This window comes from Mesorhizobium sp. P160927, assembly GCF_057766385.1.
The window spans coordinates 5,033,419-5,059,894 of record NZ_JBYMDW010000001.1; the positions used below are offsets into that span (position 1 = coordinate 5,033,419).

A 26,476-nucleotide genomic window follows, 5' to 3' on the forward strand; every position below is an offset into this window, starting at 1 on the left:
ACCGGGCCGTGGAAGGGCGGAATGTCCACCCTCCCGGCGACGATCTTGGCATCAGCCTTTTGATTGGCGGGCAAGAACCGGAGTTTGGCGCGCCTCGATTGATCATAGGAATGGCCGTGTTCACCAGCCAGTCCGGTGATCGCGAAGCAGGACAAAAAGGACCTCCCAATGACCAAGCAGGAAGACAACAAGGCCGTCGTAATCAGATGGTTCACCGACTTCTGGGGTGAAACCTGCGACCTCTCCGTCGTCGATGCCGTCGCCGCCCCCGATATGCTGCTCAAATACTCGCTGCACGAGCCGCGCCGCGGGCGCGCCGACATCAAGGCATTCATGACCGATTTTCGTGCAGCCTTCCCGGATCTCAACTTCTGGGCCACCGCCGATCTCATCGCCGAGGGCGACTACGTCGTCGGCCAGTGGGAAGGGGGCGGCACGCATACCGGCCCGGCCTTCGGCGATTTTCTCATCGGTTCGCTGCCCGCCGCGACGGGCCGCACGATGCGCTTCACCGGCACCACGGTGCTCAAGGTGATCGACGGCAGGATCGTCGAGGAAATCGGCCTCGACGACGGCGTCGCCGCCCTCACCCAGCTCGGGCTGATCAAGACCGCCTGAGAAACTTCACCCAGAATCGAGACTTCGGCCAGGCGGCATTGGCGCCGCCTGGCTATGCCGCTTACTGGCTCGGCGCCATCGCGTGTTCGCACGACACTTTCGGGTTCATGTCGGCGAACGTGCCGGTCGGGTTGCCTTTCCAGGCCCAGACATGCAGTTCGTAGAACTCACCCAGGCCATAGCGATTGGGCGCGCTGTTGAAGTTGAACAGCTGTCCCTCGAGCGACGCCGGCCCCTTCGAGGTGATGTATTCGACCGCCACCAGCTTCAGCGTGCCGTCGGCCATCGGCTCGTACATCACCGCTTCGGGACGGGCGATGTCGATCTTGTCGTCCTTCAGGTACCCGCCATTGACATAGTGGATGCCCATGGCGCCGCCGGTGATACCGCTGGCGCAGGGAATGGGCGCATAGCCTTCCGCCGTCGCGGCGTTGACGTCGAGAAACCGGCTGTTGGCGGCCCGCACCTTTTCGGCCAGCGGATTGGCACCGGACGCGGTTTCGGCCGCCTCCTGATGCGCCTGGGCAAAGGTGGTGCAGACGGCCAGAATGGCCCCTGCCACGAAAAGCCCGTTGCGAAAATCGCGTATCATGTTTGTTCCATTCTTCTTGAAAAAGCACTGCGGGCCGGCCGCCGAAAATACGGAGGCCCGGCAGGCAAGCGCTGTGACTGTTGTTGCCTGGTGACCCCGGATACGGTGCAAGGAATGCCGGGAGAGATCATCCCTTCGGCAGATACGGGATCGTTCCTGCCAGATCGGTGTCGTCGATCAGCTGGAAACGGCTGTCGCTGCCGCCCTGGCGGGCCGAAACGAAAGGCGCGTAGGCCGGATCGTCGGTGAAGGCGCGCGCCGCCGCTTCCGACGGGAACGCCATCAGGGCGATCAGCGTGGTGTCGAGCGGCTTGCCTTCGAGCGTCTTCACATTGCCGCTGCGCGACAGATATTTGCCGCCATGCTTGTGGACGAGGTCGTGCACCGAGGCGGCATAGGCCGGCACCCATTTCGGGTCCTTCATCTTGATATCGGCGATAACGTAAGCAGTCATTGTCGTCTCCTGGTTGCGGCGCACAGGGATATCCCGTGCAACCGTCCAATGGGTTCGCATGGCGGGGCCCGAGCCGACCAGTCCGCGATCTGTACTGGGCCGGTACAGTTTCTGTACTCGCCGCTTCAATCACGAAGGCCTAATGTTCTCCCAAGGTTCGAGGGAGAGGCACGGCCATGACCCAGCACGGATACAAACAGTTCTGCCCGCTATCGATGGCCGCCGAGGTGCTGTGCACCCGCTGGACGATGGTGCTGATGCGAGAGCTTGTGGCCGGTTCGACCCGTTTCAACGACTTGCGCCGCGGCGTGCCCAAAATGTCGCCGACCCTTCTGTCGCAACGGCTTAAGGAGCTTGAGCTGGCAGGAATCGTCGAGCGCAAGGAGGTCCTGGGAGAAAAAGAAATCTTCGACTATCGGCTGACGGAAGCCGGCCGCGATTTGCGCCCGGTGGTCGAGGCGATGGGCTTCTGGGGCCAGAAATGGGTCGAATCCAGGCTGTCGCTCAAAAACCTCGATCCGTCGCTGCTGATGTGGGACATGCGGCGCAATTTGAACCCCTCGCCGCTGCCCGAGGGACGCACGGTGATACAATTTCTGTATCAGGAACTCCCCGCCTCCAAACGCTCCTGGTGGCTGATCGTCGAAAAGCACGGCGAAGTCGACCTGTGCTGGTACGATCCGGGCTTCGACGTCGACCTCTATGTCTCGACCGACCTGCACACGATGACGGCGATCTGGATGGGAGTGCTCACCGTCGAGAAGGCCGGTGCGAAGGTCACCCTGACCGGCGACCAGGCCATCGGCAGGAAAATGCAGGCCTGGCTGGGGCTGAGCCCGTTCGCGGTGGAACCCAAACGCGCGGCGTAGGCACGCGCGGGCCCTGTCAGGAAACGGGTGGCGAGGCCGGCTTTTGGCGGCTTCAATGCCGGCCATGTTCATCGCCCTGGCCAAACATCTGCAACCCGCGCCGCTGCCAGTCGCCCACGATCCGCGCTGGGCCCGCATCGTCGCGCGCGACAAGTCGGCCGATGGCGCGTTCTGGTATTCGGTGGCGACAACCGGCGTCTATTGCCGGCCCTCCTGTCCGTCCCGGCGCGCCAACCCCGCCAATGTCCAGTTGCACGACACTTTGCAGGCGGCGAAGGCGACAGGCTTTCGCCCATGCCGGCGCTGCAATCCGGACGGCCGTTCGCTCGAGGCCGCCAACGCCGCCATGGTCGCCGATGCCTGCCGCAGGATCGAAGAGAGCGAGGACGAACCGCCACTTGCCGAACTGGCTGCCGCCGCCGGCCGCAGCCCCGGCTATTTCCACCGCGTCTTCAAGGCGATCACCGGGCTGACACCGAAGGACTATGCCGCGGCACGGCGGGCCGCCCGCGTCCGCCAGGGTCTCGAGGACGGCGCCAGCGTGACGGCGGCAATCTATGACGCCGGCTTCAATTCGAGCGGGCGTTTCTATGAAAAGTCCACCGGCATGCTCGGCATGACGCCGACGCGCTACCGTTCCGGCGGCACCAACGAGGACATCCGCTTCGCCGTCGGCGAATCCTCGCTCGGTGCCATCCTGGTCGCGTCGAGCCGAAAAGGCGTCGCTTCGATTCTGCTCGGCGACGATCCCGACGCGCTGGTGCGCGACCTACAGGACCGCTTCCCCAAGGCCCGGCTGATCGGTGGCGACCGCGACTACGAGGCGCTGGTCTCCCGCGTCGTCGGTTTAGTCGAGGCGCCGGCGCTCGGTCTCGACCTGCCGCTAGACGTGCGCGGCACCGCGTTCCAGCAGCGCGTCTGGCAGGCCTTGCGGGACATCCCGGCCGGCCGCACGGTTTCCTATGCCGAGATCGCCGGCCGTGTCGGTGCTCCCAAGGCGACCCGCGCCGTCGCCGCCGCCTGTGCCGCCAATGCCCACGCGGTCGTCATCCCTTGCCATCGTGTGATCCGGAAGGATGGCGCCCTGTCGGGCTATGCCTGGGGCGCCGAGCGCAAACGCGCGCTGCTCGACCGTGAAGCCGGCGAGGCACCCGACAATGCCTCCCGGTCCTCGCGGGCCTGACGGCAATGCGCGCGATGGCCAGGTCTTCCACCGCCGGTGCGAACGGCCAGGTCGCCAACGGCGCTGCCGTCGGCCTGGAGGACGCGAAGGCGCTGGTGTTGGCTGCCATTGGCGAGCTTGTCGAGGATGGCAAGGCCGAGTGGCGCCGCATGGCGACCGGCGAGTTCGAGCTGCGGCTGATATCAGGCGAAGTTTTTTTGCTGGGCGAGATCGGCGTCACCCGTGTCGCATGAGGGTGGTCAAAAACCGCACTCGACGGCACCTGCTTTCGCCGTTCAGCCCCCAGGGATTTGAATTTGAAAGCAAGCACCGGAGTGAGGAACATCAGGCACATGGCTAGGGTTCAGGCACACAGAAGGAGTGAAAGGCGATGAACCACATGCAACCCGATCTCAAGGCGACAGCCGCCAGCGTCGGCCTCGACACCATCACCTATGCCATCGGCCAGTCGGCGCTTGGAAACATCCTGGCGGCGCGCGGGCCCATCGGCGTCTGCGCCATCCTCATCGGCTCCGACGCCGGCACGTTGCGGCAGGACCTCGCCAACCGCTTCCCCAGCAGGGTGCTGCTCGAAGACGCGGCCGGCCCGAGCAATGATCTCGCGGCGATAGCGCGCTTCATCGAAACGCCCGGCGCCGGGCTCGACCTGCCGCTCGACATGCGTCACGGCACGCCCTTCCAGCAGCGCGTGTGGGAGGCGCTGCGCGCCATCCCACGCGGTGCCACGGTCACCTACACCGCCCTTGCCCGGCGCCTCGGCATGCCGGAGGGCGCCCGCGCCGTGGCGACTGCCTGTGCCGCCAATGCCATCGCGCTCGGCATTCCCTGCCACCGCGTGTTGCGCGCCGACGGTTCGCTGTCCGGCTACCGCTGGGGCATAGAACGCAAGCGCGTATTGCTGGAAAGGGAGGCCGCGATATGAACGCCGACGCCAAGGTCGCGCCATCGCTGATCGAAGCCGCCGAGACACGCATCGCCGCCTATGATTGGCCGGCGCTCGCCACCGAGCTCGACGGCTTCGGCTGCGCGGTGATGGAAAAGCTGCTCTCCGCCGATGAGTGCCGGCAACTCGCCGGCCTCTATCCACAGGAGCAGCATTTCCGCAGCCACATCCATATGGCCAGGCATGGTTTCGGCAAGGGCGAATACCGTTATTTCCGCTATCCCTTGCCCGATCTGGTCGGCGGCCTGCGCGGCGCGCTCTACCCCAGGCTGGCCGAGGTCGCCAACCGGTGGAACGAGCGCATGGGCGTCGCCACGCGCTACCCCGCCACGCATGCCGCGTTTCTCGACCAATGCCATGCCGCCGGCCAGGTCAGGCCGACGCCGCTTTTGCTGCAATATGTGCCCGGCGACTTCAACTGCCTGCACCAGGACCTCTATGGCGACCTCGCCTTCCCGCTGCAGGTGGCGATCCTGCTTTCCGAGCCGGGCGAGGATTTCACCGGCGGCGAATTCGCTTTGACCGAACAGCGGCCGCGCATGCAGAGCCGGGTCGAAGTGGTGCCCTTGCGCCAGGGCGATGCGGTGGCCTTCGCGGTCCACAACCGGCCGGTGCAGGGCACGAAAGGCAATTACCGCGTCAACCTGCGCCACGGCGTCAGCCGCCTGCGCTCAGGCATGCGCCACACGATCGGCATCATTTTTCACGATGCGAAATGAGCGCCGGCTCAAGCCTCCCAATAGGGCGGATCGCCAAAGGCATCGCGCAGCCATGCGGTCAGCGCGCGCAGTTTGGCGGAACCGCGCCTGTCCTCGGGACACGCTATATAGATGGCGGCTCCTTCAGGCTCGGCGCCGACATCGATGACCGTCAATCCCCTGTCGGCGATCTCGGTCCGGATGAAATAGGCGGGGAGCAGTGCCAGGCCGAGGCCGGCAAGGGCTGCGTCGCGCATCAAAATCCCATTGTTGACGCGCAGCGCGGTTTGCGGGCGGATCGTCACCAGCCGCCGCGAAATCTTGAACCGCCAGTCGGCTGCACCCCGGATGGAAAAGATGATGCCCTTGTGGCGTTTCAGCTCGTCGGTGGTCGCCGGCCGTCCGAATCGCTCGACATAGTCCGGTGAGGCGACCAGGAAGCGACGGCTGGAAGCCAGCTTCCTGACGATGACGGCTCCGTCATCGACGATCGGCCCGTGACGCACGATGGCATCGTAGCCATCGGCCACTATGCTGACGAAACGATCGTCGAGATCGAGCGTCAGCTCAACCCCCGGGTACCTGGCGAGGAAGCCATACAGCGCCGGGCCGAGATGGAGAATGCCGAAACTTGTCGGCGCCGATATCCTGAGCGGTCCGGCGAGTTCGCCGCGCTGTTCGGCGATTTCGGCTTTGGCCTCGACCACCTCCTGCATGATGCGCTTGGCGCGCTCGTAAAAGCCTCGCCCCGCTTCGGTGATCGAGAGTTTGCGGGTGGTGCGGTCCAGCAGCTTTGTGCCGAGGCCGCGTTCAAGCTCCGACAGCCGTTCGCTGATGACGGATTTGGACAGGTTCATGCGCCTGGCCGCCTCGGTGATCGAACCGGATTCCGCGACGGCGACGAAGGCGGCGGCGGATTCGAGCTTCAGCATTGTTCGGCTTTCCCGAATTCACAATCAGGCGACCGACGCCTAACGAAATCAAGGACATGGTGTCATAGTTCACAAAACCGCGATACCGCGGTGATAGAGCAATTCCAGGGAAAGTGCGTAGCGGTTTTCCGTCCGGAAATTGCGCAGAACAAAGATTCCAAAACAAAATCTCCAGGAGTGATTTCATGTTTCGTCCTTTGGTCATCGTGCTCGGGTTGTTGGCAATGAGTGTGCCGGCTTCGGCCCGCGTGGTCGCTTTTCCTGCCAGTTTCAAGACGCAGACGATCAAGACCAACGGCACCAGCCTGCACGTCCGCGTCGGCGGAAAAGGTCCGGCGGTTGTACTCCTGCATGGCTTCGGCGATACCGGCGACATGTGGGCTCCGGCCGCGATAGCCCTGATGAAGGATCACACGGTGATCGTGCCGGACCTGCGCGGCATGGGCCTTTCGGCGCACCCGGACAGCGGCTACACCAAGAAGAACCAGGCGGTCGACATCGCCGGCGTGATGGACGCGCTGAGGGTCGACAAGGCCGATCTGGTGACACACGACATCGGCAACATGGTCGGCTATGCGCTAGCCGCGCAGTATGCGAAGCGCATCACCAAATGGGTTGTCATTGACGCGCCGTTGCCGGGCATCGGCGATTGGGACAAGATCAAGCAAAGCCCGCTTCTGTGGCACTTCAACTTCCGCGGCCCCGATATGGAGCGGCTGGTCGCAGGCCGCGAGCGCATCTACCTCGACCGCTTCTACAATGAACTGTCGGCCGATCCGAAGAAGATCGACGAGGCGACGCGCGTCCACTACGCAAAACTCTATGCGCGGCCGCATGCCATGCATGACGCCTTCGAGCAGTTCAAGGCATTCGACGAGGACGCCATCGACAACCAGGCGATGCTTTCCACCGGCGGCAAACTGCCCATGCCGGTGCTGGCGGCCGGCGCGGAGAAATCGGCAGGCACGACACAGGCCGACGTCCTGCGGTTCGTTGCGTCGGACGTGACGGGCGCCATCGTGCCAGCGTCCGGCCATTGGATCATGGAGGAAAACCCGGATGCCACCGTCAGGCTGATTACAGATTTCCTCGCCAAGTAGCAGCACGGCTTCAGCGACCACTGCGCCCAGCAAGGGTGCGGCCCTTCGCGACGATGGGAGACGTTCTATTCCGCTAACGCATTTTCCTGGCTCGCTCTGGGAACCGCGTTCTCCTGACGGCGACAGCACCGGCGTCAGCCGCCGATGTTCCAAAAGAAAACGGTCGTCCTGGTGCATGGCGCCTTCGCCGACGGCTCGAACTGGAGCAAGGTCATTCCCTTGCTGGAGGCCAAGGGGCTCAATGTGGTGGCGGTGCAAAATCCGCTGAGCTCGCTTGCCGCCGATGTCGGCGCAACCAAGCGCGTCATCGATGCCCAGCAGGGGCCGGTCATTCTGGTCGGCCATTCCTGGGGCGGTGTCGTCATCAGTCAGGCGGGCGTGGACGACAAGGTCAAGGCGGTGGTCTACGTCGCCGCCTTCGCGCCGCCAAAGGGCCTGTCGGTGAACGATCTTGGCGAGGGCCAGCCGGCACCTGATCGCCGCCACGCAAGGTCCGCCCTTTGCCGGCATTTTTGACGAGAAGCTCACTGCCGCCGCCTACGAGACCAAGCCGAGCTTCTACATCGTCACCAGTCATCATGGCATGATACCGCCGGCTGCCGAAGCGGCGATGGCCAAGGCGATCGGCGCTGAGGTGACCGAGCTTGCGACCAGCCACGTCGCCATGCTCGCTAAGCCCCGCGAAGTCGCTGGGTGAAGTAGGCAGAGAAACGATACCGGCGAGGAGACAGGATAAATCCATTACCCCTCCGCGTTTGCCATCTCCAGCATCCATGGACACGCGTAGTAATCGGCAATGCTGTCGATCACCCCGCCCGTGGCGCCGATCCGGACCAGATACGCCTGCCGCCAGACCTCGCCATATTGCCTGTCGACGACCAGCACCATCTCCCCTTCGAACGTGCCTGGCCGCATGCGCCAGGGCAGTTCGCTGCGCTGATATTCGACGAAGTAGGGCGAAGCCGAGAGCAACCCGCTGTAGCAATCCGACACTTGCAGGCGTGCATCGGCGCTGGTCAGTGCGCGCACGCCGTCCCAGTCCCTGGCGTTGAAGAGCGCGACATAGCGATCAAGCAGCCGCTCCAGTTCGGGATCGTGTGGCGGTGCCGCTGCCGGTTGCGCGGGTAGAGCGGCGAGTTTGGCGCGGCCGCGGCTGAGCGCCGACTTGACGCCGCCCGGTGTCGAGCCGACCAGCTCGGCGATCTCCTCCAGCGAGTGGTCGAAGACATCCTTGAGCAGCACGCAGGCACGCTCCTTCGGTGGCAGATGCACCACCAACCGCTCGATGGCGCGGCCGGCGCCCGGACCGGCCGGCTCGACCGGCTGCACCATGTCGTCGCCGCCGTAGAAGGCTTCGGCCGCGTGCCGCGTGCGGCGATTGCGGATGAAATCGATGCACCTGTTATGCGCGATGCGGAAAAGCCACGGCCGGAGCGCCCGCGCATCGTCGAGCAGCTCGATCTTGCGATAGGCCTCGAACAGCGCCTCCTGCATGATGTCCTCGCCATCCAGCGCCGAGCCGGTCATGCGCGCGCAATAGCCATGCAGCCTGGCGCGCAGATGCGAAACCGTCTCCAGGAACGCGGCGTAGCGCAGGTCGAACACGCGGTCGGACCCGGGCCAGGCCCGCATACCTTGCGCCGTGTCGGGGGATTTGCGGATCTGCTGGTTCATCGCGGCACATAGGTCAGCGTCACCACGCCATTGGCAAAACGGTGCGTGTCGACCAGTTCGAGATCGATCGGCCCGACGTCGTCGAAGGCGCGCTTGCCGTGCCCGACCCATGTCGGCACGATCGACAGATGATACTCATCCACCAACCCAGCGGAAAGCAAGGTGCGGTCGAGTTGCGACACGCCATATTTCAGGATGTCGCCGCCCGGCTGGCGTTTCAGCGCCGCGAGCGCCTCGGCGACGTCGCCCGTGATCAGCGCGGCATTCCACGACACCGTCTTCAGCGTCGTCGAGGCAACCAGCTTCTTCAGGCCGTTGATGCGGTCCATGTACGGACCCTTGGCCCCAGGCCAGCGCGCGAAGAACATCTCGTAGGTGGCGCGGCCAAGCAGGAAGAACTCGACGTTCGAAAGCGCCTGCAAGGCGTGCTCCACATTGTCTCCGACGAAGAATGGCGAGGCCCACGTCATCGGCGCCTCGATGACGCCATCCAGGGAGACGAAACTCGATACGATCAGCCGCCGCATGCTCACGCAGCCTTTTCGCTGGTCTTCTCACCGGCGGCCGGCAGCCCCAGTCTCGGCCGTACCCACGCGGCGAAGCGGGCAATGGCGTCGTCGGCCTCCGGCGCCCGCCCTGCCATCATCTGGAAAGAGTGGAGCATGCCGTCAAAGACGTCGAGCCGCGTCTCGACCCCCGCCTGCCTCGCCCGCTCGGCGAACATCCGGCTTTCGTCGGCCAGCGCCTCGTCGGCGCCGGCCTGCAGGAAGACGGGCGGAAAGCCTGAGAGGTCGGCGTAGAGCGGGCTGACTTCGGGATCGCGCCGATCGGCATCGCCGATGAAATTGGCCGCTAGCCAGTCGACGGCTTCCCTGGCGAAGGCCGGATCCCTGTCGCGGTTGGTCTCGTAGCTGGCGCCCGTCAACGCCATGTCGAACCAGCCGGAGATGATCAGCGTGGCGACGGGCAGTGGCCGCCTTTGCGCGCGCAGCCGCTGCAGGACGCCATAGGTCAGCACCGCGCCGCAGGAGTCGCCGGCGATCACGATCCGCTTGGGGTCGAAGCCTTGGTCGACGAGCCAGTCCCAGGCCGATGTCGCGGCTTCGAGCTGGGCCGGATGCTTGGCTTGGTGCGCCAGCGGATAGTCGTAGAGCAGCGCCCGGCAGCCGATAGCCTTGACGAGATGGCCGACCAGCCTGCGGTGGGTGTAGATCGAGCCGCCGATGAAGCCGCCACCATGCGCATAAAACAGCACCCGCTGCTCGTCGGCGCCCTTCGGCACGACCCACATCGCCGGCACGCCGCCGGCATCGACCTCGATGTAATCGACGCCGCCCGGCTCGCCGGTCAGCGCCGTCCAGTGCATATCGTTGTGGTCGATGATGGCCCGCGGGCTGGTCAACTTGCCTGCATTCGCCGCGAGCGCGGCGTAGTGGTTCCTGTTTGCCTGACTTTGCATGCTCGCCATGACTGTTTCTCCGTTGCTGCCGATCGCGGTCCGGCGCGACCTTCAGGCAAGAGACGGACGGGCAGGTAAAAAGGATACGTGCCGACCTGCTTTTTTTCGGCGGCCTACGCCCCGCCCCGCAACATCGCCGCGTGGCGTTGGGCGAATTCGACGAACGGCGTTGCGCGCACGCCGAACATCTCGTGAGTGGCAAGATGCACCCGCGATTTCGGCCGCCGCAGCCGCTCGGCCAACTGCTCGTCCAGCGCATCGGCGAAGTCGGCGGGAACGCCGGCGGCCAGCAGGTTGCGTCGGCGGTCCTGCGGGCTGATGTCGACATAGCGGACCGGCTTGCCTATCGCCTGCGAAATCCGCGCCGCGATATCGCTCATCGTCAGCGCCTCGGGTCCGGTCATGTCGAGGCTCTCGCCTTCATGGCCGCCATCGCGCAGCAGACGGGCGGCGACCTTGGCGATATCCTCGACATCGACCGGCGACAGTTCGGTGCCGCCAAGCGCCAGATAGAAAGCGCCTTCGGCGGCGATGGTCGGCGCGTCGCGCAGATAGACCTGCATGAACTGGCTGGGGCGCAGATGCGTCCACGCCATGCCGGCTCCTTCGAGATAGCGCTCGACCTCTTCATGCATGCGTGTGAAGCGGAACTTCGTCGCGTCATAGCCGATGTTGGATTCGGCACCGGAAAACTTCACCACATGCGCGACGCCGGCCTGCTTGCAGGCGTCGATAAAACGGCACTGCGTCTCGACCATGTCTTGCGCGGCGGCCGAAATCATCAGCACGCGATCGACACCATCGAGGGCCGCGCCAAGCGTCTCCGCCCGCCGCATATCGCCCTCGGCCAGCTCGACGCCGGCAAGTCCGCCGAGCCCTGCCGCGGATGCCCGGTCAAGATCGCGAACCAGCGCCCTCACTTGATGCCTCTGCCGCGCGAACTCGCGCACGATTGCCTTGCCGTTCAGGCCGGTGGCGCCTGTCACCAGGATCATCTGTCTCTCCATTCAGAATTGATGCGGCCGCCCTTCCGGCGACCCACCTAGAAGACGAAGAGAAGCGGGCAAAGGATTCCGGCCAAATGTCTTTTACCGGCGTGCGGCCCGCACGCCCGCGATCAACCTGCCGGCGCGTAGCGGCTGACCACCATGCCGCAGGCATAAGCCTTCGAACCAAGCAGAAGCAGGTTTTGGAACCCGCCTTGGTCGAAAATGCGGCGGCCGGCGCCCAGCACGGCCGGATTGACGAACAGCTGGAACTCGTCGATCAATCCGGCCGCGATCAGCGCCGACGCAAAGCCAGCCCCGCCGAAGACGGCCATGTCGCCGCCCTCACCCGCCTTCAATGCGTTGACCTCGCGCGGCAGGTCGCTGCTCACCACCGTCGTGCGCTCCCATCGCGAGGTCTCGAGCCTGTCGCTCGGCACCACCTTGCGCGCGTCGACGATGCGCTGGGCGAAGGCATAAAACGAATCGGCCGGATATTTGCTCGCCGCATGGCCCCAATGGGCGAGATAACCTTCCTCAGCCATCTTGCGGCTGAGCAGCACGGTGTCGATGCCGGCAAACACGGCGTTGAAATCACGCTTCAGCTCCTCGTCCCACCCGATGTCGTCGCCCCATCCCCAGAGTTGCCAAGGATGGTCGGCATCGCCGCCGACGAAACCGTCGACCGACATCTGCATCTGAAGGATCAGCTTTTTCATGGGGTTCTCCTCGTTTCCGGATTCCAGTCAGGAAGGATCACGCCGCGTTTTGCGAACGGGCAAAGGCTTGTGCCCAGCTTTCGAAAGTGGTCGGCGTGGCGTTGCGGATTGACGGTGCCTCAAGCGCCCAGCGTTCACCCTTGTTGAAACTCGCCGCCGTTTCGCCGAGCGCATCGGCAAAGCTCGGTGACAGGCCGCTGGCGATCATCCCGGCGCGCGCCTCAGTGAATGGGGCCGCCTTGTAAGCGACCTGCCTCCCCATCGCGCTGCCAAGGATCGCGGTGGCCTGCTCCAAGGCATAGTAGCCGCCGCCATGCAATTCGATGATCCGCTCGCTTGGAAAACGCGTGGCGTCCAGCAGGGCGGCGGCGCGCTGGCCGACATCGCTGGCAGCAATCAATGGCATCGGCGGATCGCCCCGGAACGGCGTCATGAAGATGCCGGAAGCGGCCTGCCGGACAAAGCCCATGCCCTTGGCGAAGTTCTCCATGAAGAATGAGGCGCGCAAAAACACCAGTTCGTGGAGGCCGAGCGCCGCCAGCCGTTCCTCCATCAAGGCGGCGCCGAGCGAAGTTCCCATCCTCAGATGGGCGTTGAGGCCGCTGAGCAGCACGACGCGGCGCACGCCTGACTTCGCGATCGCCGCCGCCAGCCGCGCACCCACTTCATCCTCGAAGCGATGAAGATCCGGCGCCGTGATGTCGAACGGAATCATTACATAGGCGCTGTGGGCACCGGAAAAGGCGGAGGCGAGCGCGTCGCTATCGTCAAGCGCCACACCCAGGCTGCGCGCCACGCCGCGCACAATATGCCCCCGCCCGGTCAGGACCTGGGCGACCGCCTTGCCAACCTCGTTGGTAGCCCCGACGACCACGACGGTTCTTGGTGTGCTGATTTTCCCGATGGCCTGGCTCATGACGTCCTCCTGCTGGCCAAGTTGCGATCTAACGATTTACTTTTGGAAGCATTTGACTGATGGAAAGAATGATGTCAATAGTAAAGTGATTTAAAAATGGAACCATAGAGATGTCAACGCGTGAAAGATCCGGCTGCCCCATCAGCCTGTCGCTGGAACTGCTCGGCGATCGCTGGACGTTGCTCATCATCCGCGACCTGGTCTTCGCCGGCAAAAAGCATTTTCGCGAGTTCCTGCAATCCGATGAAGGCATCTCCTCGCGCACATTGGCCGAGCGGCTGCAGACGCTGCAAGACGAAGGCATCCTCACCCGCAGCGACGACCCCAGCCACGGGCTGAAGGCGATCTATCGGCTGACCGAAGCCGGCATCGATCTCCTGCCGGTGCTGGCGACGCTTGGCGCCTGGGGCAGCAAGCACCGCAAGTCCGACGACAAGCTCGCCCGTATCGCAGACGAACTGTCGGCCGGCGGCGAGCCGGCGCTGGAACGGATGAAGGCGGCACTGCGGGCGGAGCATGTTGTCTAGGAAGTGGCGCTGCCTCCCTTCTTTCCTGTGGAGAAGCAGGAGCTTTGCGCGCCTCGGTTACTCCTAAAGAGCACCGGTGCGCCAAAGATCAATTGACAATGATCTCTATTTGTTCACTATATGTTCCTATCTATCAGCAATCGCGGATGAGCGGAACAGGATGGAAACGACGGCCACCATCCTGCATGCCGATCTCGACGCCTTCTATGCCTCGGTCGAGCAACTGCTCGATCCGACGCTGCGTGGCAAGCCGATCGCGGTCGGCGGCGGCGTGGTGCTCGCCGCCTCTTACGAAGCGCGCGCCTTTGGCGTCCGCGGCGGCATGCCGGGGCGCAAGGCGCGCGAGCTTTGCCCGCAATTGATCTTCGTCGGCGGAAATTTCAGCCACTACCAGCGGCTGGGCGACGCGGCGATCAAGGTGCTCGACGATTTCACGCCGGTGGTCGAACGCATCTCCATCGACGAGGCCTTCGCCGATGTCGCCGGCTGCACGCATCTGTTCGGCTCCCCGCGGGAAATCGCGACCACGATCCGCGGCCGTGTGCGAGCCGAACTCGGCCTGCCGATCTCGATCGGCGTGGCGCGCACCAAGCATCTGGCCAAGATCGCCTCGCAAGTCGCCAAGCCCGACGGGCTGGTGGTGGTCGAGCCCGGCACCGAGCTTGCCTTTATGCATGATTTGCCGGTCTCGCTGATGTGGGGCGTCGGCCCGGCCACCAGGGCGCGCTTGGCCGAGATCGGCGTCGAGACCATCGGCGAGTTGGCCCGGACCCACAGCGGCGCCCTGGCCCGGCTGCTTGGCCCCGCCGCCGGAGAAAAGCTCGCGGCGCTGTCGTGGAACCGCGATCCGCGCAAGCTGGAGACGAAGCGCCGGGCGCACTCGGCCGGCGCGCAATCGGCCCTCGGGCAAAAGCCGGCCGTGGCCCGGGTGATCGTGCCGACACTGCTGCATCTGGCCGACCGCGTCGCCAGCCGGTTGCGCGCCAAGAACCGCCCCGGCCGCACGGTAACGGTGCGCGTGCGCTTTGCCGATCTCAGCGCCGTCACGCGCTCGATCACGCTGGAACAGCCGATCTCGGCGACCGCCATGCTGGCCGAGATCGCTGGGGATTTGGTGCGCGGCGTGCTCGCCGAGCATCCCCGGGAGAAAACGATCTCTCTGCTGGCGATCTCGGTCTCGCACCTGGAGGAGAGCGCTGAACTGCAGCTCGACCTGCCACTCGGCCTCGCCGACGAGAAGCGCCGCCCGGGCAGCCAAAAAGGCCTCGCGCGCTTCGGCGCCGACCGCGCCATCGACAAGATCCGCCAGCGTTTCGGCAAACAGGCGGTCGGCTACGGTACGGTGGCCCTGGAAGCGGCCCGCTCGGTGCCCGACGCATTCAGGGAACTGGCGGAAAAGGAGCTTTGACCGGAAAAAGGGACTGTCCCCGGCGGCGCGTCAACCGACACCATTCCGCGCTTCGCCGCTGTCAGGCCGACGCTGCACCGACCCCATAGAGTTGCCCGCCTCCCGGCACGGCGCCTGTTTCGGTCCCGCCGCGCTCTGTAAACACAAGGCTGGAGCCCGGCACGAGGTCGCGGATTGTGCGCGACGTAATGATCTCGCCTGGCGAGGCTTGGCCGAGCATCAGCACTGCTTGGTCGATGGCGGTGCCGGTTAAATCACCGTTTTCCCTTTCGCACTCGCCAATATGCACCGCGGCACGGACGGCGAGGCCAGAAGGCTTCAAACTGTCGCGGATCGCCATGGCGCATTGGATCGCCCGCGTCGGACGCTGGAAGGCAGCGAGGAGGCCATTCGCGTCGCGCCGGATCTCCCTGCCCTGCGCCAGCTGCACTTGATCGCAGATCGCGTCCACATATCTCCGCCTCAAATCCCGGCCATCGGCGGAGGCAGATGGCGAGGTGATGTCCACGCAGAGAATGGTGACCAGCACACGCTCGCCGGGTGCCGCCGGCAAGGTGCCGCTGACGAAGGACTGGATCTCATCGATCAGGCGATCCGAGCCCTCACCCCAGATGACATGGTCGTTGCCCGCGAGCTCGATGTAGCTCGCGCCCGGGATGTGTTTCGCCAGGTAGCGTCCCTCCTCGGCCTTGACCCAGCGATCGCCCGTTCTCTGAACGATCAGCGTTGGAACGTGGATGGCTCCCAGTATCTCCCGAACGTCGATCTCGACGCTCCAGCACCACAGCGAGATCGCATCGGCGGGCGAAGCTGAATTGCGCAGGAAGGCCGCGAACCATTCGCGCTCGAATGCATCGTTCATCAGGCTGGGCGCGGCATTGCTGAGGTCGGCCGGCTCTCCCCATTCGCGCTCGATGGATATGAGTTCTCTTTCCACCTGCGCCTTGGTTTTCGCCCAGGGGTAGTCCGGCGCCCATACACCTCGGGCATAGGTCCCGTTCAAGACGAGGGCCGCCGTGCGTTCGGGATAGGTCGCGGCAAACAGCATGCACATGCTGCCGCCCTCGGAGCTGCCGAACAGGACGGCACGGTTCGAACCGACCGCGTCCAGGACGGCGCGCACGTCTTCCATACGCTCTTCGAGCGTCGGCAGGCCGACATTGCGATCCGACAGTCCGGTGCCGCGCTTGTCCATGCGGATCAGCCGGCAAAAGGAGCCAAAACGGTGCAGGACATGCGCCAGCCTGGGCGATGCCCAGGCAAGGTCCAGATTGGAAACCCAGCCTGGCACATAGATGAGGTCCACTGGGCCGTTGCCCGTTACCTGATACGCGATGTTGCTGCCGGCCGATTTGACATAGTGGGTCGGCGGCGACGTAGGCCGTGCGCCGGGCGCAACCGGCCCGGCGGGTTCTGGAGCAGCCGACGCCGTGCGGCGGGCGCGAAGCTGTTCATAGAGCTGCCTCGTTTCCGGTTCCGGCTGAACATGTAGCTGGCGCTGCAAGGCATCGCGGCAGAGCTCATATTGTTTCAGCGCCAAATTGACGCGACCTTGGGCCGCACAGGCCCGCATCAAGGCACGGTGGATATCTTCACGCAGCGGCTCCCAGGCTAGCAAGCGTGTCGCCGCCTGCACGCAGGACGCCAGATTGTTCTGTGCGAAGTAATGCGCGACGAGCTTTTCCAGCACCAAGACGGCCGTGGCCCGCAGCCGTGCGCGTTCGACCCGCAGCCAGTCCTCGAAGGGTTCTTCCTTCAGGCTGAAGCCATCGAGGAGATCGCCTCGATAGAGGCTGATGGCCTGCTCAAGCTGCTCGGGTGCCGCCTCGGCGGCCAGCACCTCGAACCGGGCGACGTCGAAATCGAGATCATCCAGCTCCAGCATGATGCTGTCGCCATCGATCAGGAAGCGCCCGCCATTGGCCGAGGGCATAGCCTTCCTCACGACAGAAAGGGCCTGCCGAAGGTTCATACGTGCCTGCGGCTCGCCGGTGTCGCCCCACAGCAGGGCGGCAAGCTTTTCGCGCGAGAGGGAATGCCCCGATTGGATCGCAAGATAGGCGACCATGGCGCGCGCCTTGCGGGTGAAGGACGGGGCCACGGCACCGCCAGCGAAATCGAACCCACCCAACAGTGAGAGGCGCGCCATCGGATCCACCACAGCTTCAGCGGCAATCCTTTACCGGTGCCGATACCAATTCAACCGGCATTCTGCGTCTCGCGACGCTTTTCACGATTTCGTCACGCTGACACCAACGCGAGTCCGACGGCTGTGACGCACGGTGCTGCTGACAACTGTCATGGAGAATACGATGCTGCTCCCGCACCCAACAGACTGGCCGCCGCTGTTCTACGGCGATCCATGGCTGACGTCGCGGTCTCGGGACCGGGTCACGCCGCAGCGCTACGACCTGGCGCTGGCAGGGTACCTGGAAAAACAGGCGGCCAACCGGGAGGCGGATCGCCGGCCAGGCCTCCTCGGCCGCCTTATCGACAAGATCCGTCAGCGTTTCGGCAAACAGGCGGTCGGCTACGGTACGGTGGCGCCCTGGAAGCGGCCCGCTCGGTGCCCGACGCACTCAGGGAACTGGCGGAAAAGGAGCTTTGAGTGAGTAGTCCCCCCGTCGCTCACGCTTTCCGGATCGACGTCCCGAACCAGGTGGCGCGGTGGTCGTCACCAGCACCCGGCTTTCAATAGGTCTTCTTCACGCACGCCCCTCGGGTGGCGGGTCAGTTTGCAGATCGTCGACATCGCTGCAATGATCCAGGCGAAGGAGCGGAGACGCCGATGTTCGGGGCCTTCTAAGGAGAGTTGCCGGGTGACTGTCCTCGACAAGGCAAAGCAATGGGCGAGAGCCATCAAGCGCGATGTCATGGCCCTGTGGCTGGCCGCCCGCGATCCTCGCGTTCCCTGGTACGCCAAAGTTGCCGCCGGCATGGTCGCCGCCTACGCGCTCAGTCCTATCGATCTGATACCCGATTTCATTCCCGTACTCGGGTATTTGGACGATCTGATCATCGTACCGCTTGGCATCCTGCTTGCGGTGAAGTTGATCCCCGCCGATCTGATGGCGGAGTTTCGCGCGGAAGCCATTCGCCGATCGAGGCCGACCAGCCGCGGCGGTCTCGCATTCATCGTCGGAATTTGGGTTCTGATGGCCGCCGCGCTCATCTGGTTATTCTGGCCAGATCGTTTCGCCTAGATTTCGGCCTCGGCGTTTCTCGTCACTCGACCGCCCGTCAGACCACAATCGGTGGCCCGCCGACAGACCCATCCCCTGTCAAAGCCTAGCGGTGCCGAAAATCCGGTCCCAGAATATCGAGGTCACGCCGAAATTGGCGTTGTCGTCGATATGGTGGTGCACCGCGTGGCGGCGCTTGAGCGTGTAGAGATAGCTCGGATGGGCCGGATGCCAGTGGTGGATCATGTGGTGGACGCTGATGTACCAGAGATAGCCCAGCATCAAACCGCAACTCACCGCGCTGGCGGTCGCGAAGTCGGAGACCACCCAGACGGGCAGGAACGCCACCAGCGCATGCACGCCCAGACTTAGCCAGGTGGGGGTGCCCACCGGACTGCGCTCCTCGACGTGGTGACGGTCGTGCAAGTCCCGGATCCAGGGGACGTGGTGCAGCACGAAGCGGTGCAGCACATATTCGATCAGCGTCCACAGGCCAAGGCAGATCATCATCGTGCCGACCCAGTCCGGAGCGCCTTCTTCTCCGGCCTCGATCAGTCCGGCCACCCCCAATATGGCGATCACCAGGGGATAGACCACGAAGTCGCTGTAGTAGCCGATCAGACCCAGCTGCATTCGGACGCCTCACCTGATTTTCGACGCCGCCCCAAAAACGATGCTATCAGTTTGCCGGACTCGCGCATGAGGTGCAATGCGGATGCATCTGACATAGCGTCGCAATTTCCAGGTGCAAGATCGGCAGCCATGATCGCTCGGAATCGGCCGGCTTCGCACCGGTGCCGCAAACGGACATGCAAACATGGCAAAACGCAGCGCGGGTCTGCTGATCTATCGCCGGAGCAATGACGATATCAGCGTCCTTCTGGTTCATCCCGGCGGCCCGTTCTGGGCAAAGAAGGACGATGGCGCCTGGTCGATCCCGAAGGGCCTCGTCGAGGAGGATGAGGACGAATTGGCGGCGGCACGACGCGAGACCGAGGAAGAGCTCGGCATCGCCTTCGAAGGCTCCTTCGTCCGCCTCGGCGACTACAAGCAGCCGGGCGGTAAGATCGTCATGGCCTGGTCCGTCGAGGCCGACATCGATGTGGCCGCCATCAAGAGCAACACCTTCACCATGGAATGGCCGCCGCGGTCCGGATCGATGAAGGAATTCCCGGAGGTCGACAGAGCCGGCTGGTTCACCTTGACCGAAGCCGGAGTGAAGATTCTTCAGGGTCAGCGCCCGATGCTGTCGGATTTGGCGGAACAGTTGGGTATCGCATGATCGCCAACGGCAAAAGCTGCCGATCTCCCTCTCGCAGGGAGATCTGCAGCTCATCCCGCAAACCTTGCCGCCGTCCACGCCCCGCCGGCCGCGTTCGACTCCACCGCCGCCGCGACGAACTTCACGCCGCGCGCGCCGTCGATCACGTCGGGCACCCGCGCCGCGTGCGCTGCATCCACCACCCCACCGGAACGATGCGCCCGAATGATGTCGGCGGCGTCGCGATAGAAATTGGCGAAGGCCTCGATATAGCCTTCGGGATGCGCCGCCGGCATGCGCGACACGCGGCGGGATTCAGCGGTCGAGCCGTGGCCGCCGCGCACCAGCGTGCGGGTTTCCTCGCCATAGACGGAAAAGCGTAGTTCTTCCGGCCGCCCGCCTGACCATTCGAGCCCCGCTCTGTCGCCATAAATGCGCACGGAGAGATCGTTGTAGTGGCCGGGAGAGGTCTGGCTGGCCAGGATCGTGCCTCGTGCGCCATCGGTCCAGCGCACCAGCACATGGGCGTTGTCGTCGAGCCGGCGCCCCGGCACGGCGGTGAACAGGTCGGCCGACACCGCCTCCGCCTCGCGGCCGGAAATGAAGCCTGCCAGGTTGAAGGCATGCACGCCGATATCGGCCAGCACCGCCGACTGCCCTGCCCGCGCCGGATCGGTGCGCCATTCGGCCTGCTTCTGGCCCTCGGCGTCGATCGGCTTGGTCAGCCAGTCCTGGATGTAGGCGCCGTGCACCGACACGATCCGGCCAAGCTCGCCCGCCATCACCATCTCGCGCGCCTGGCGCACCATCGCGCAGCCGGTGTTGTTGAGGGTGACGACGAAGCGGCGGTTTTTCGCCTTCGCGAGTGCAACCAGTGCCTCGGCGTCGGCCAGCGTCGTCGACAGCGGCTTGTCGCAGATCACGTCGATGCCGGCCTCGAGGAAGGCGGTGGCGATCGGCGCGTGCAGATGATTGGGCGTGACGATGACGACCGCCTCGATACCGTCAGGCCGGGCGGCCTCCGCTTTGGCCATGGCGCGGTAATCGGCATAGCTGCGCTCCGGCGCGATGCCGATCTCGGCGGCCGAGGCGGCGGCATTGTCGGGATCGGACGAGAGCGCGCCGGCGACCAGCGCGATCTGGTCGTCGAGGCGCATGGCCAGCCGGTGCACGGCGCCGATGAAGGCATTACGGCCGCCGCCGACCATGCCGACGCGCAGACGCTGGCGCGCCGATCCATCCGATGTTGCGTAGACCATGTTTTCTCCTCGGAGCTGATCACTAGCAGGGTCGTCATCCTGGGGCGTAGCAAGGAGCGAAGCGACGCGGCGCAGACCCCAGGATCCATGCCGGGGACTCCGGTGCGTTGCCACGGTGAACAATTCTGCTCCGTTGCACTCTACAACCAAAGTCGCGGCATGGATCCCAGGGTCTCCGGACGCCGCTGCGCGGCTGCTTCGCCCTGGGATGACGAAATCGCCGAGCCCTCGCCACTATCCCCAGCGAACACCATTTCCAATTTCCATATTGTAAAACGATCGTATCGCGCTAGCCTGAATTCATGAGCGGGGCGAGAAAACCATCCGGACGATCCAGTGCCGACGAGGCGGCGACGCGCAAACGCGGCCGTTCGCTCGCGGCACTCGGCTATATACAGCCGCGAACCTATGAGGAGCTGCGCGCGGTGCTGTCGTCAGGCACCGTGCATTTTCCCAAGCGCCTGCGCCAGGTGGCGATCTTCCTGTGGCAGCACCCGAGCGAGGTGGCGCTCGGCACGATCGCCCAGGTGGCGGCACAGGCCGGCGTGCAGCCCTCGACCCTGGTTCGCTTCGCCCAGATCTTCGGCTATTCCGGCTTTTCCGACTTCCAGGGCCTGTTCAAGGACCACATCAAGGGATCTTGGCCGGAAGGCCGCGGCGAGCAGCGCGCCGAGGCAGAGCCCAATGCCGCCACGCATTTCCTGCGCGGCATGGTCGGCGCCTCGCAGGCCTCGCTCGGCCGCATCGAAAGCGGCTTCGATATCCAGAGCTTCGAGAAGATGGTGGCGACGCTGGCCAAGGCGGACCTGATCTACGTCATCGGCTCCAAGCGCGCCTTCCCCGTCACCACCTATCTGTCGCTCACGCTTTCGCAGCAAGGCGTGCGCAATGTGCTGGTAGACAATGTCGGCTCGACCGCGCTCGACCAGATCGGCTGCATCGGCCGGCAGGATGCGGTGCTGGCGGTGTCCTTCAGCCCCTACAATTCGATCACGCCGGACTTGGTGGCCGTGGCGCATGAGCGCAAGGCGCGCATCGTCACCATCACCGATAGCACCTTCTCGCCGCTGATCCGGCTGTCGGACAGCTGGCTGGAAGTGGTGGAATCCGACTTCGCGGGCTTCCGCTCGCTGGCGGCGTCGCTGGCGGTGGGCATGGCGCTGGTCCAAGGCGTCGCGGCGCGCCGCGGCACATGAGGCGCCGCTGGTACAATTGACTATCGGGAATTGGCATTCCATATTTCAAAAATAGAAACTTTGTTCCGGGAGGAGGAATGGAGATCAGGCTCGAAGGCAAGGTGGCGCTGGTCACCGGGTCGACGCAAGGTATCGGCCGTGCCATCGCCGAGACGCTGGCGCGCTCCGGCGCTGCCGGCCTGCTGATCACCGGGCGTGACCGCAACCCCGGCGAGGCCGTGGCTGCGGAACTGTCGGCCCTCGGTACTCCGACGCTCTTCGTCGCCGCCGACCTCGGAGACCCGGAAACGCCCGCCCTTTTGGCGCAGGCTTGCATCGACCACTTCGGCCGCATCGACGGCCTGGTCAACGCCGCCGGCCTGACCGACCGTGCCTCCTTCCTAGACGCGACCCTCGATGACTGGTCGGCGCTGTTCGCCGTCAACGCCCGTGCGCCGTTCTTCCTGATGCAGGCCGCGATCGCCGACATGAAGAAGCGTGGCCAGGGCGGCGCGATCGTCAACATCCTGTCGATCAACGCCCATTGCGGCTCACCGGAACTCGCCGTCTATTCGGCCACCAAGGGCGCGTTGGCGACGCTGACCAAGAACGCCGCGAACGCCCACCGCTTCGACCGCATCCGCGTCAACGGCATCAATGTCGGCTGGACCGACACGCCGGCCGAACGCATCATGCAGGCGCGGACGCTGGGCAATGGCCCGGGATGGCTCGACGCGGCCAATGCCGCGCAGCCCTTCGGTCGGCTGCTCAAGCCGGACGATATCGCCAATCTCGCCGTGTTCCTGCTTTCCGACGCGGCCGGGCCGATGACCGGCGCGGTGATCGACCAGGAACAGTCGGTGGTCGGGGCGAACCGGTGAACGCTATCGAAAGGCTCGGGCCCGGACTGCTGGAGCGGCTCCCCGCAGCCGTGCAAAAGCCGTCATACGACCGCGCGGCGCTCTCACCAGGCATGGCGCATCTGGGCGTCGGCGCATTCCATCGCTGTCACCAGGCCGAATACACCGACGACCTGCTTTCGCGCCGGTTCGACCGCTGGGGTATCGTCGGCATCAACATTCGCCCGCCCGCCCTGGCCGAGACGCTTGGCCGGCAAGACGGCCTCTACACAAGGCTGATCCGCGAGAACGGCCATGTCGAGGCACGCGTCATCGGCAGCATTGTGAAGGTGGTCGACAGCCAGGACAGCGCCGCACCGGCGCTCGAGGTGCTCGTCTCCGCCGACATCGAGCTGGTGACGATGACGGTGACCGAAAAAGGCTATTGCCACGTCCCCTCGACTGGCGCGCTCGACCTCGATCATCCCGACATCGTCCATGACCTGGCTAACCCGGAAGCGCCGCGCAGCGTGCCCGGCATCCTCACGCGGGCGCTGGAGCAACGTAGGGCCACGCATGCCCGGAAGCTGACGCTGCTCTCCTGTGACAATATTCCGACCAACGGCAGCATCCTGGAAAATGTCGTGCGGAGCTTTGCCGAACGGCGCGGCAATGGCCTGGCCGACTGGATCGCGGCCAATGCCGCCTTCCCCTCGGCCATGGTCGATCGCATCGCGCCGGCGGTGACCCGGCAAGACCTCGACAGCGTCGAACAGCGCTATGGCTATCGTGATGGCGCGGTCGCCGTCGGCGAACCCTTCCGGCAATGGGTGATCGAGAAAAAATTCGCCGGCCGCATGCCAGGCTGGGACCTGGCCGGCGCTACCTTCGTCGATGACGTCACCCCGTTCGAGCACCTCAAGATGCGAGTGCTGAACGGCGCCCAGACGACACTCGCCACGCTCGGCGTACTGGCCGGCCTCGAACACACGTCGGATGCCATCGCCGACCCGCTGCTTTCGCTCTTCGTCAGGCGCATGCTGGTCGAGCAAACCCTGCCGACACTGATGCCGGTGGCTGGAATGAACCCATCGGCGTATGTCGAGCAGAGCCTTGACCGGTTGAAGAACACCGCGATCCGCCATCGCAACCACCAGATCGCCACCGACGGCTCGCAAAAAATCGTGCAGCGCCTGCTCAACCCGATTCGCGACCGCCTGAACCTGGGGGCCGGTATCGGCCTGCTGTCGGTGCCGGTCGCCGGCTGGATGGCTTATCTGATCCTGGCCTCGGCAGGCTTCGGCAAGCGCTGGCCAGTGTCGGATCCCTATGCCGGCATGGTCGCCGCGATTGCGGACGAAACTGGCCACGATGCGCGGGGGCTGGCTTCCGCCATCCTGGCCATCGACACGATATTCGACCCGGGCCTTGCCGCGAACGAGACGTTCCGGCAGGCCGTCACATTGGCGCTTGGCGAACTGCTTTCGGGCGATCCGATGGCGGCAGTCCGTCATAGTCTCGAACAAGACGAGGTCGCGAGGTTGAAGCGATCCAAACAATCGGCATTATAGGCATCGATCGCGGGTTCGCGGTCAGGGAGGCATGATGAAACTTGGACTGCTCACCGCACCGTTCGCGGACACGCCGCTTGGCGAGGTCGCCGGCTGGGCAAGCTCTGTCGGCTTCGAGGCACTGGAAATCGCCTGCTGGCCGAAAACCTCCGGCGCGACCCGCCGCTATGCCGGCACCAGCCATATCGATGCTGATGGCACTTCGGCCTCGCGGGCGAAAGAAATCGTTGCCTCGCTGGCGGAAAAGAACCTCACGGTTTCCGGCCTCGGTTATTACCCCAACCCGCTGCACCCGGATGCCGCCCATCGCGAGGCGGTCATCGGCCACCTGAAGAAGGTCATCGTCCTGGCCGCCAACATGGGCGTTCCCGTGGTCAACACCTTCTGCGGCGGCGATGCCTCCAAGACAGTCGACGTCAACTGGCAGGACGCGCTGAAAGTCTGGCCGGAAATCGTCGCCCATGCACGCGACCACGGGGTAAAACTCGCCTTCGAAAACTGCCCGATGATCTTCAGCCATGACGAATGGCCGGGCGGGCACAACATCGCCTATTCGCCGCAGGTCTGGCGCCGCATCCTGGAAGCCTGGGGCGGCGAGGTCGGCATGAATTTCGACCCCTCGCATCTGGTCTGGCAGATGATCGACCAGGCCCGCTTCATCCGGGAATTCGGCCCCTATATGCTGCATGTCCACGCCAAGGACCTGATGATTGATCATGATGGTTTGTACGAGCGCGGAACCCTTTCGGCGGGGATAGGCTCGCAGGTGCCGCGCATGCCGGGGCTGGGCGATGTCGACTGGAGCGGCTTCTTCTCGGGTCTTTACCGCGCTGGTTATGACGGATCGGTCATCATCGAACACGAGGACAGGCGCTTTGAAGGCAGCGACGAGCAAGTGAAGCGGGGCTTTCTGCTCGCCCGCGACGTGCTGCGCCCCTTCGTCAAGTGACGGCAAAGCGGCCCGCTTGACACTGATTGTGAGTGGCGCGGCTTAACGGGTTGAAACTGAACTGAAAAACAATGTGGAGGAAGACTGAAATGAAGAAATATCTGACCATGGTCCCGCTGCTTGCCAGCGCGGCGCTGCTGGCCTCGGTGGGCGCGTCGTCCGCTGCCGGCAAATACACGATCGGCATTTCCAACACCGTGCAGGGCAATGGCTGGCGCGAGGAAATGGTTTGCGCCATGAAGGCGCAGGCGCTCGCCTCCGGCGAAGTGACCAAGCTCAACATCGCCCACCGCAACACGGATGCCGCCGGCCAGTTGGAAGACATCCGCAACCTGATCAGCGCCAAGGTCGACGCCATCGTCGTCAACCCCGCCGACCCGGCCGGCATCAAGGCCGGCCTGGAAGAAGCCACCAGGGCCGGCATCGTCGTCGTCGCCGTCGACCAGGCGGTCACCGAGCCGTCGGCTTACATCATTTCCAACAACCAGGAGCAGTATGCGTATCTCGGTGCCAAATGGCTGTTCCAGCAGATGGGCGGCAAGGGCGAGGTGTTTTATATGCGCGGCGCGGCGGGCGCTTCGGCCGATAGCGATCGCGACAAAGGCTTCAAGAAGGCACTGGCCGAATTCCCCGACGTGAAGGTGGCGCAGGAGGTCTTCACCGGCTGGCAGCAGGATCAGGCCAAGCAGCAGATGCTGTCGTTCCTGGCCACCGGCACGCCGTTCAACGGCGTGTGGACGTCGGGCATCGATAACGTCATCGTCGACGCGCTGGTCGAATCGCAGGCGCCGCTGGTGCCCGTGGTCGGCGCCGACAATGCCGGCTTCGTCGGCCAGCTGAGCTCGGTCAAGGGCCTCTTGGGTGCCGCCGTCACCAACCCCGGCTCGATCGGCGGTGCCGGCCTGACGCTGGCGCTGCAGATCCTCGACGGCAAGAAGCCGGCGCAGCAGACCGTGCTGGTCGACCCGCAGCTGTGGGAGAATGCCACCGAGGAAGGCAAGGCCAAGCTGAAAGCCGCCGCCGACCCGTCGCTGAGCCCCGAATGGCCGGTCTCGATCATGATCCCGGAGTGGACGACCTACACCAAGGAGCAGATCGTCGCCTGCAAGGGCCCGGGCGAGTAAGGCTGGCTTCGCCAGCGGACCCTCCGTTGGCGCCGTCC

31 protein-coding genes are annotated in these 26,476 nt (G+C 64.7%); 19 read left to right on the top strand and 12 right to left on the bottom strand.

Annotation, left to right across the window (positions count from 1 at the left end):
- The first annotated feature begins 168 nt into the window (after positions 1 to 168).
- Positions 169 to 618, top strand: a complete 450-nt coding sequence (locus AC3CB8_RS24530; protein ID WP_023774038.1) for an ester cyclase — start codon at positions 169 to 171, stop codon at positions 616 to 618.
- A gap of 61 nt (positions 619 to 679) precedes the next feature.
- Here the strand turns inward: AC3CB8_RS24530 and AC3CB8_RS24535 are convergent, their stop codons facing one another.
- Positions 680 to 1,210 carry a hypothetical protein gene (locus AC3CB8_RS24535; protein ID WP_051407678.1) on the bottom strand — a complete coding sequence of 177 codons (531 nt, stop codon included), beginning with the start codon at positions 1,208 to 1,210 and terminating at the stop codon, positions 680 to 682.
- 127 nt (positions 1,211 to 1,337) lie between these two features.
- Complete coding sequence (locus AC3CB8_RS24540) at positions 1,338 to 1,664, bottom strand: DUF1330 domain-containing protein (RefSeq protein ID WP_023774036.1); 327 nt, start codon at positions 1,662 to 1,664, stop codon at positions 1,338 to 1,340.
- Between the two features lie 176 nt (positions 1,665 to 1,840).
- On the opposite strand from AC3CB8_RS24540, the gene AC3CB8_RS24545 reads away from it, so the two are divergent.
- From AC3CB8_RS24545 to AC3CB8_RS24565, 5 genes are all read left to right on the top strand, one after another.
- Entirely contained in the window at positions 1,841 to 2,533 is a 693-nt protein-coding gene (locus tag AC3CB8_RS24545) for a winged helix-turn-helix transcriptional regulator (RefSeq protein ID WP_488377349.1), read from the top strand.
- Between the two features lie 64 nt (positions 2,534 to 2,597).
- The gene (ada, locus tag AC3CB8_RS24550; RefSeq protein WP_352563659.1) at positions 2,598 to 3,716 is read left to right on the top strand and encodes a bifunctional DNA-binding transcriptional regulator/O6-methylguanine-DNA methyltransferase Ada; all 1,119 of its coding nucleotides are present in this window, start codon (positions 2,598 to 2,600) and stop codon (positions 3,714 to 3,716) included.
- 14 nt (positions 3,717 to 3,730) lie between these two features.
- The gene (locus tag AC3CB8_RS24555) at positions 3,731 to 3,949 is read left to right on the top strand and encodes a hypothetical protein (protein WP_352563637.1); all 219 of its coding nucleotides are present in this window, start codon (positions 3,731 to 3,733) and stop codon (positions 3,947 to 3,949) included.
- 137 nt (positions 3,950 to 4,086) lie between these two features.
- A complete protein-coding gene (locus AC3CB8_RS24560) occupies positions 4,087 to 4,638 on the top strand; it encodes a methylated-DNA--[protein]-cysteine S-methyltransferase (RefSeq protein ID WP_352563636.1) in 552 nt (183 codons plus the stop codon).
- Complete coding sequence (locus tag AC3CB8_RS24565) at positions 4,635 to 5,378, top strand: 2OG-Fe(II) oxygenase (RefSeq protein ID WP_023795765.1); 744 nt, start codon at positions 4,635 to 4,637, stop codon at positions 5,376 to 5,378. The genes AC3CB8_RS24560 and AC3CB8_RS24565 overlap by 4 nt, the downstream gene beginning before the upstream one ends.
- 8 nt (positions 5,379 to 5,386) lie before the next feature.
- On the opposite strand, the gene AC3CB8_RS24570 is transcribed toward AC3CB8_RS24565, so the two are convergent.
- Positions 5,387 to 6,289 (bottom strand): LysR family transcriptional regulator, encoded by a 903-nt coding sequence (locus AC3CB8_RS24570; protein ID WP_352563635.1) that lies wholly within the window; start codon positions 6,287 to 6,289, stop codon positions 5,387 to 5,389.
- 185 nt (positions 6,290 to 6,474) lie between these two features.
- On the opposite strand from AC3CB8_RS24570, the gene AC3CB8_RS24575 reads away from it, so the two are divergent.
- The 3 genes from AC3CB8_RS24575 (at position 6,475) to AC3CB8_RS24585 (ending at position 8,086) form a co-directional block, all read left to right on the top strand.
- The gene (locus tag AC3CB8_RS24575; RefSeq protein WP_023774030.1) at positions 6,475 to 7,389 is read left to right on the top strand and encodes an alpha/beta fold hydrolase; all 915 of its coding nucleotides are present in this window, start codon (positions 6,475 to 6,477) and stop codon (positions 7,387 to 7,389) included.
- Positions 7,390 to 7,533: 144 nt separating this feature from the next.
- A complete protein-coding gene (locus AC3CB8_RS24580; protein ID WP_352563634.1) occupies positions 7,534 to 7,905 on the top strand; it encodes an alpha/beta fold hydrolase in 372 nt (123 codons plus the stop codon).
- Positions 7,841 to 8,086: a hypothetical protein gene (locus tag AC3CB8_RS24585; RefSeq protein WP_352547498.1), complete on the top strand. Its 246-nt coding sequence runs from the start codon at positions 7,841 to 7,843 to the stop codon at positions 8,084 to 8,086. The genes AC3CB8_RS24580 and AC3CB8_RS24585 overlap by 65 nt, the downstream gene beginning before the upstream one ends.
- Positions 8,087 to 8,130: 44 nt before the next feature.
- On the opposite strand, the gene AC3CB8_RS24590 is transcribed toward AC3CB8_RS24585, so the two are convergent.
- The 6 genes from AC3CB8_RS24590 to AC3CB8_RS24615 all read right to left on the bottom strand — a co-directional run bounded on the left by AC3CB8_RS24590 (position 8,131) and on the right by AC3CB8_RS24615 (position 13,143).
- Positions 8,131 to 9,063: a sigma-70 family RNA polymerase sigma factor gene (locus tag AC3CB8_RS24590; RefSeq protein ID WP_352563633.1), complete on the bottom strand. Its 933-nt coding sequence runs from the start codon at positions 9,061 to 9,063 to the stop codon at positions 8,131 to 8,133.
- Entirely contained in the window at positions 9,060 to 9,590 is a 531-nt protein-coding gene (locus AC3CB8_RS24595; RefSeq protein ID WP_023782847.1) for a dihydrofolate reductase family protein, read from the bottom strand. Before AC3CB8_RS24595 ends, AC3CB8_RS24590 begins: the two co-directional genes overlap by 4 nt.
- A 2-nt stretch (positions 9,591 to 9,592) precedes the next feature.
- Positions 9,593 to 10,531: an alpha/beta hydrolase gene (locus AC3CB8_RS24600; RefSeq protein ID WP_352563632.1), complete on the bottom strand. Its 939-nt coding sequence runs from the start codon at positions 10,529 to 10,531 to the stop codon at positions 9,593 to 9,595.
- A 104-nt stretch (positions 10,532 to 10,635) separates the two neighbouring features.
- Entirely contained in the window at positions 10,636 to 11,517 is an 882-nt protein-coding gene (locus AC3CB8_RS24605) for an SDR family oxidoreductase (protein ID WP_352563631.1), read from the bottom strand.
- A gap of 122 nt (positions 11,518 to 11,639) precedes the next feature.
- The gene (locus tag AC3CB8_RS24610) at positions 11,640 to 12,227 is read right to left on the bottom strand and encodes a dihydrofolate reductase family protein (RefSeq protein ID WP_352563630.1); all 588 of its coding nucleotides are present in this window, start codon (positions 12,225 to 12,227) and stop codon (positions 11,640 to 11,642) included.
- A 37-nt stretch (positions 12,228 to 12,264) separates the two neighbouring features.
- Positions 12,265 to 13,143 carry an NmrA family NAD(P)-binding protein gene (locus tag AC3CB8_RS24615; protein WP_352595307.1) on the bottom strand — a complete coding sequence of 293 codons (879 nt, stop codon included), beginning with the start codon at positions 13,141 to 13,143 and terminating at the stop codon, positions 12,265 to 12,267.
- A gap of 110 nt (positions 13,144 to 13,253) precedes the next feature.
- On the opposite strand from AC3CB8_RS24615, the gene AC3CB8_RS24620 reads away from it, so the two are divergent.
- Both AC3CB8_RS24620 and dinB read left to right on the top strand, forming a co-directional pair.
- Positions 13,254 to 13,670: a winged helix-turn-helix transcriptional regulator gene (locus tag AC3CB8_RS24620; protein ID WP_023782851.1), complete on the top strand. Its 417-nt coding sequence runs from the start codon at positions 13,254 to 13,256 to the stop codon at positions 13,668 to 13,670.
- A 160-nt stretch (positions 13,671 to 13,830) separates the two neighbouring features.
- Positions 13,831 to 15,078: a DNA polymerase IV gene (gene dinB, locus AC3CB8_RS24625; protein WP_023795752.1), complete on the top strand. Its 1,248-nt coding sequence runs from the start codon at positions 13,831 to 13,833 to the stop codon at positions 15,076 to 15,078.
- Between the two features lie 61 nt (positions 15,079 to 15,139).
- On the opposite strand, the gene AC3CB8_RS24630 is transcribed toward dinB, so the two are convergent.
- On the bottom strand, positions 15,140 to 17,227 hold the full coding sequence (locus AC3CB8_RS24630; protein ID WP_352595310.1) for an alpha/beta fold hydrolase: 2,088 nt from the start codon (positions 17,225 to 17,227) through the stop codon (positions 15,140 to 15,142).
- Between the two features lie 163 nt (positions 17,228 to 17,390).
- Here AC3CB8_RS24630 and AC3CB8_RS24635 point away from each other — a divergent pair, with 163 nt between their 5' ends.
- Positions 17,391 to 17,690 (top strand): hypothetical protein, encoded by a 300-nt coding sequence (locus AC3CB8_RS24635; RefSeq protein ID WP_352563627.1) that lies wholly within the window; start codon positions 17,391 to 17,393, stop codon positions 17,688 to 17,690.
- 207 nt (positions 17,691 to 17,897) lie between these two features.
- Complete coding sequence (locus AC3CB8_RS24640; RefSeq protein ID WP_023774017.1) at positions 17,898 to 18,281, top strand: YkvA family protein; 384 nt, start codon at positions 17,898 to 17,900, stop codon at positions 18,279 to 18,281.
- A 78-nt stretch (positions 18,282 to 18,359) separates the two neighbouring features.
- Here AC3CB8_RS24640 and AC3CB8_RS24645 read toward each other — a convergent pair whose 3' ends face one another.
- Positions 18,360 to 18,893: a sterol desaturase family protein gene (locus AC3CB8_RS24645; RefSeq protein ID WP_023795749.1), complete on the bottom strand. Its 534-nt coding sequence runs from the start codon at positions 18,891 to 18,893 to the stop codon at positions 18,360 to 18,362.
- A gap of 184 nt (positions 18,894 to 19,077) precedes the next feature.
- On the opposite strand from AC3CB8_RS24645, the gene AC3CB8_RS24650 reads away from it, so the two are divergent.
- Positions 19,078 to 19,542, top strand: a complete 465-nt coding sequence (locus tag AC3CB8_RS24650; RefSeq protein ID WP_023795748.1) for an NUDIX hydrolase — start codon at positions 19,078 to 19,080, stop codon at positions 19,540 to 19,542.
- A 50-nt stretch (positions 19,543 to 19,592) separates the two neighbouring features.
- On the opposite strand, the gene AC3CB8_RS24655 is transcribed toward AC3CB8_RS24650, so the two are convergent.
- The gene (locus AC3CB8_RS24655) at positions 19,593 to 20,780 is read right to left on the bottom strand and encodes a Gfo/Idh/MocA family protein (protein ID WP_352595312.1); all 1,188 of its coding nucleotides are present in this window, start codon (positions 20,778 to 20,780) and stop codon (positions 19,593 to 19,595) included.
- A gap of 302 nt (positions 20,781 to 21,082) precedes the next feature.
- Here AC3CB8_RS24655 and AC3CB8_RS24660 point away from each other — a divergent pair, with 302 nt between their 5' ends.
- The 5 genes from AC3CB8_RS24660 (at position 21,083) to AC3CB8_RS24680 (ending at position 26,438) form a co-directional block, all read left to right on the top strand.
- Entirely contained in the window at positions 21,083 to 21,976 is an 894-nt protein-coding gene (locus AC3CB8_RS24660) for a MurR/RpiR family transcriptional regulator (protein ID WP_023774013.1), read from the top strand.
- A gap of 77 nt (positions 21,977 to 22,053) precedes the next feature.
- The gene (locus AC3CB8_RS24665; protein ID WP_352563625.1) at positions 22,054 to 22,836 is read left to right on the top strand and encodes an SDR family oxidoreductase; all 783 of its coding nucleotides are present in this window, start codon (positions 22,054 to 22,056) and stop codon (positions 22,834 to 22,836) included.
- Positions 22,833 to 24,365 (top strand): mannitol dehydrogenase family protein, encoded by a 1,533-nt coding sequence (locus AC3CB8_RS24670; protein ID WP_352563624.1) that lies wholly within the window; start codon positions 22,833 to 22,835, stop codon positions 24,363 to 24,365. The genes AC3CB8_RS24665 and AC3CB8_RS24670 overlap by 4 nt, the downstream gene beginning before the upstream one ends.
- Positions 24,366 to 24,396: 31 nt before the next feature.
- Positions 24,397 to 25,314, top strand: a complete 918-nt coding sequence (locus AC3CB8_RS24675; RefSeq protein WP_488377350.1) for a sugar phosphate isomerase/epimerase family protein — start codon at positions 24,397 to 24,399, stop codon at positions 25,312 to 25,314.
- 89 nt (positions 25,315 to 25,403) lie between these two features.
- Positions 25,404 to 26,438: an ABC transporter substrate-binding protein gene (locus AC3CB8_RS24680; protein ID WP_352726220.1), complete on the top strand. Its 1,035-nt coding sequence runs from the start codon at positions 25,404 to 25,406 to the stop codon at positions 26,436 to 26,438.
- The last annotated feature ends 38 nt before the right edge of the window (positions 26,439 to 26,476 follow it).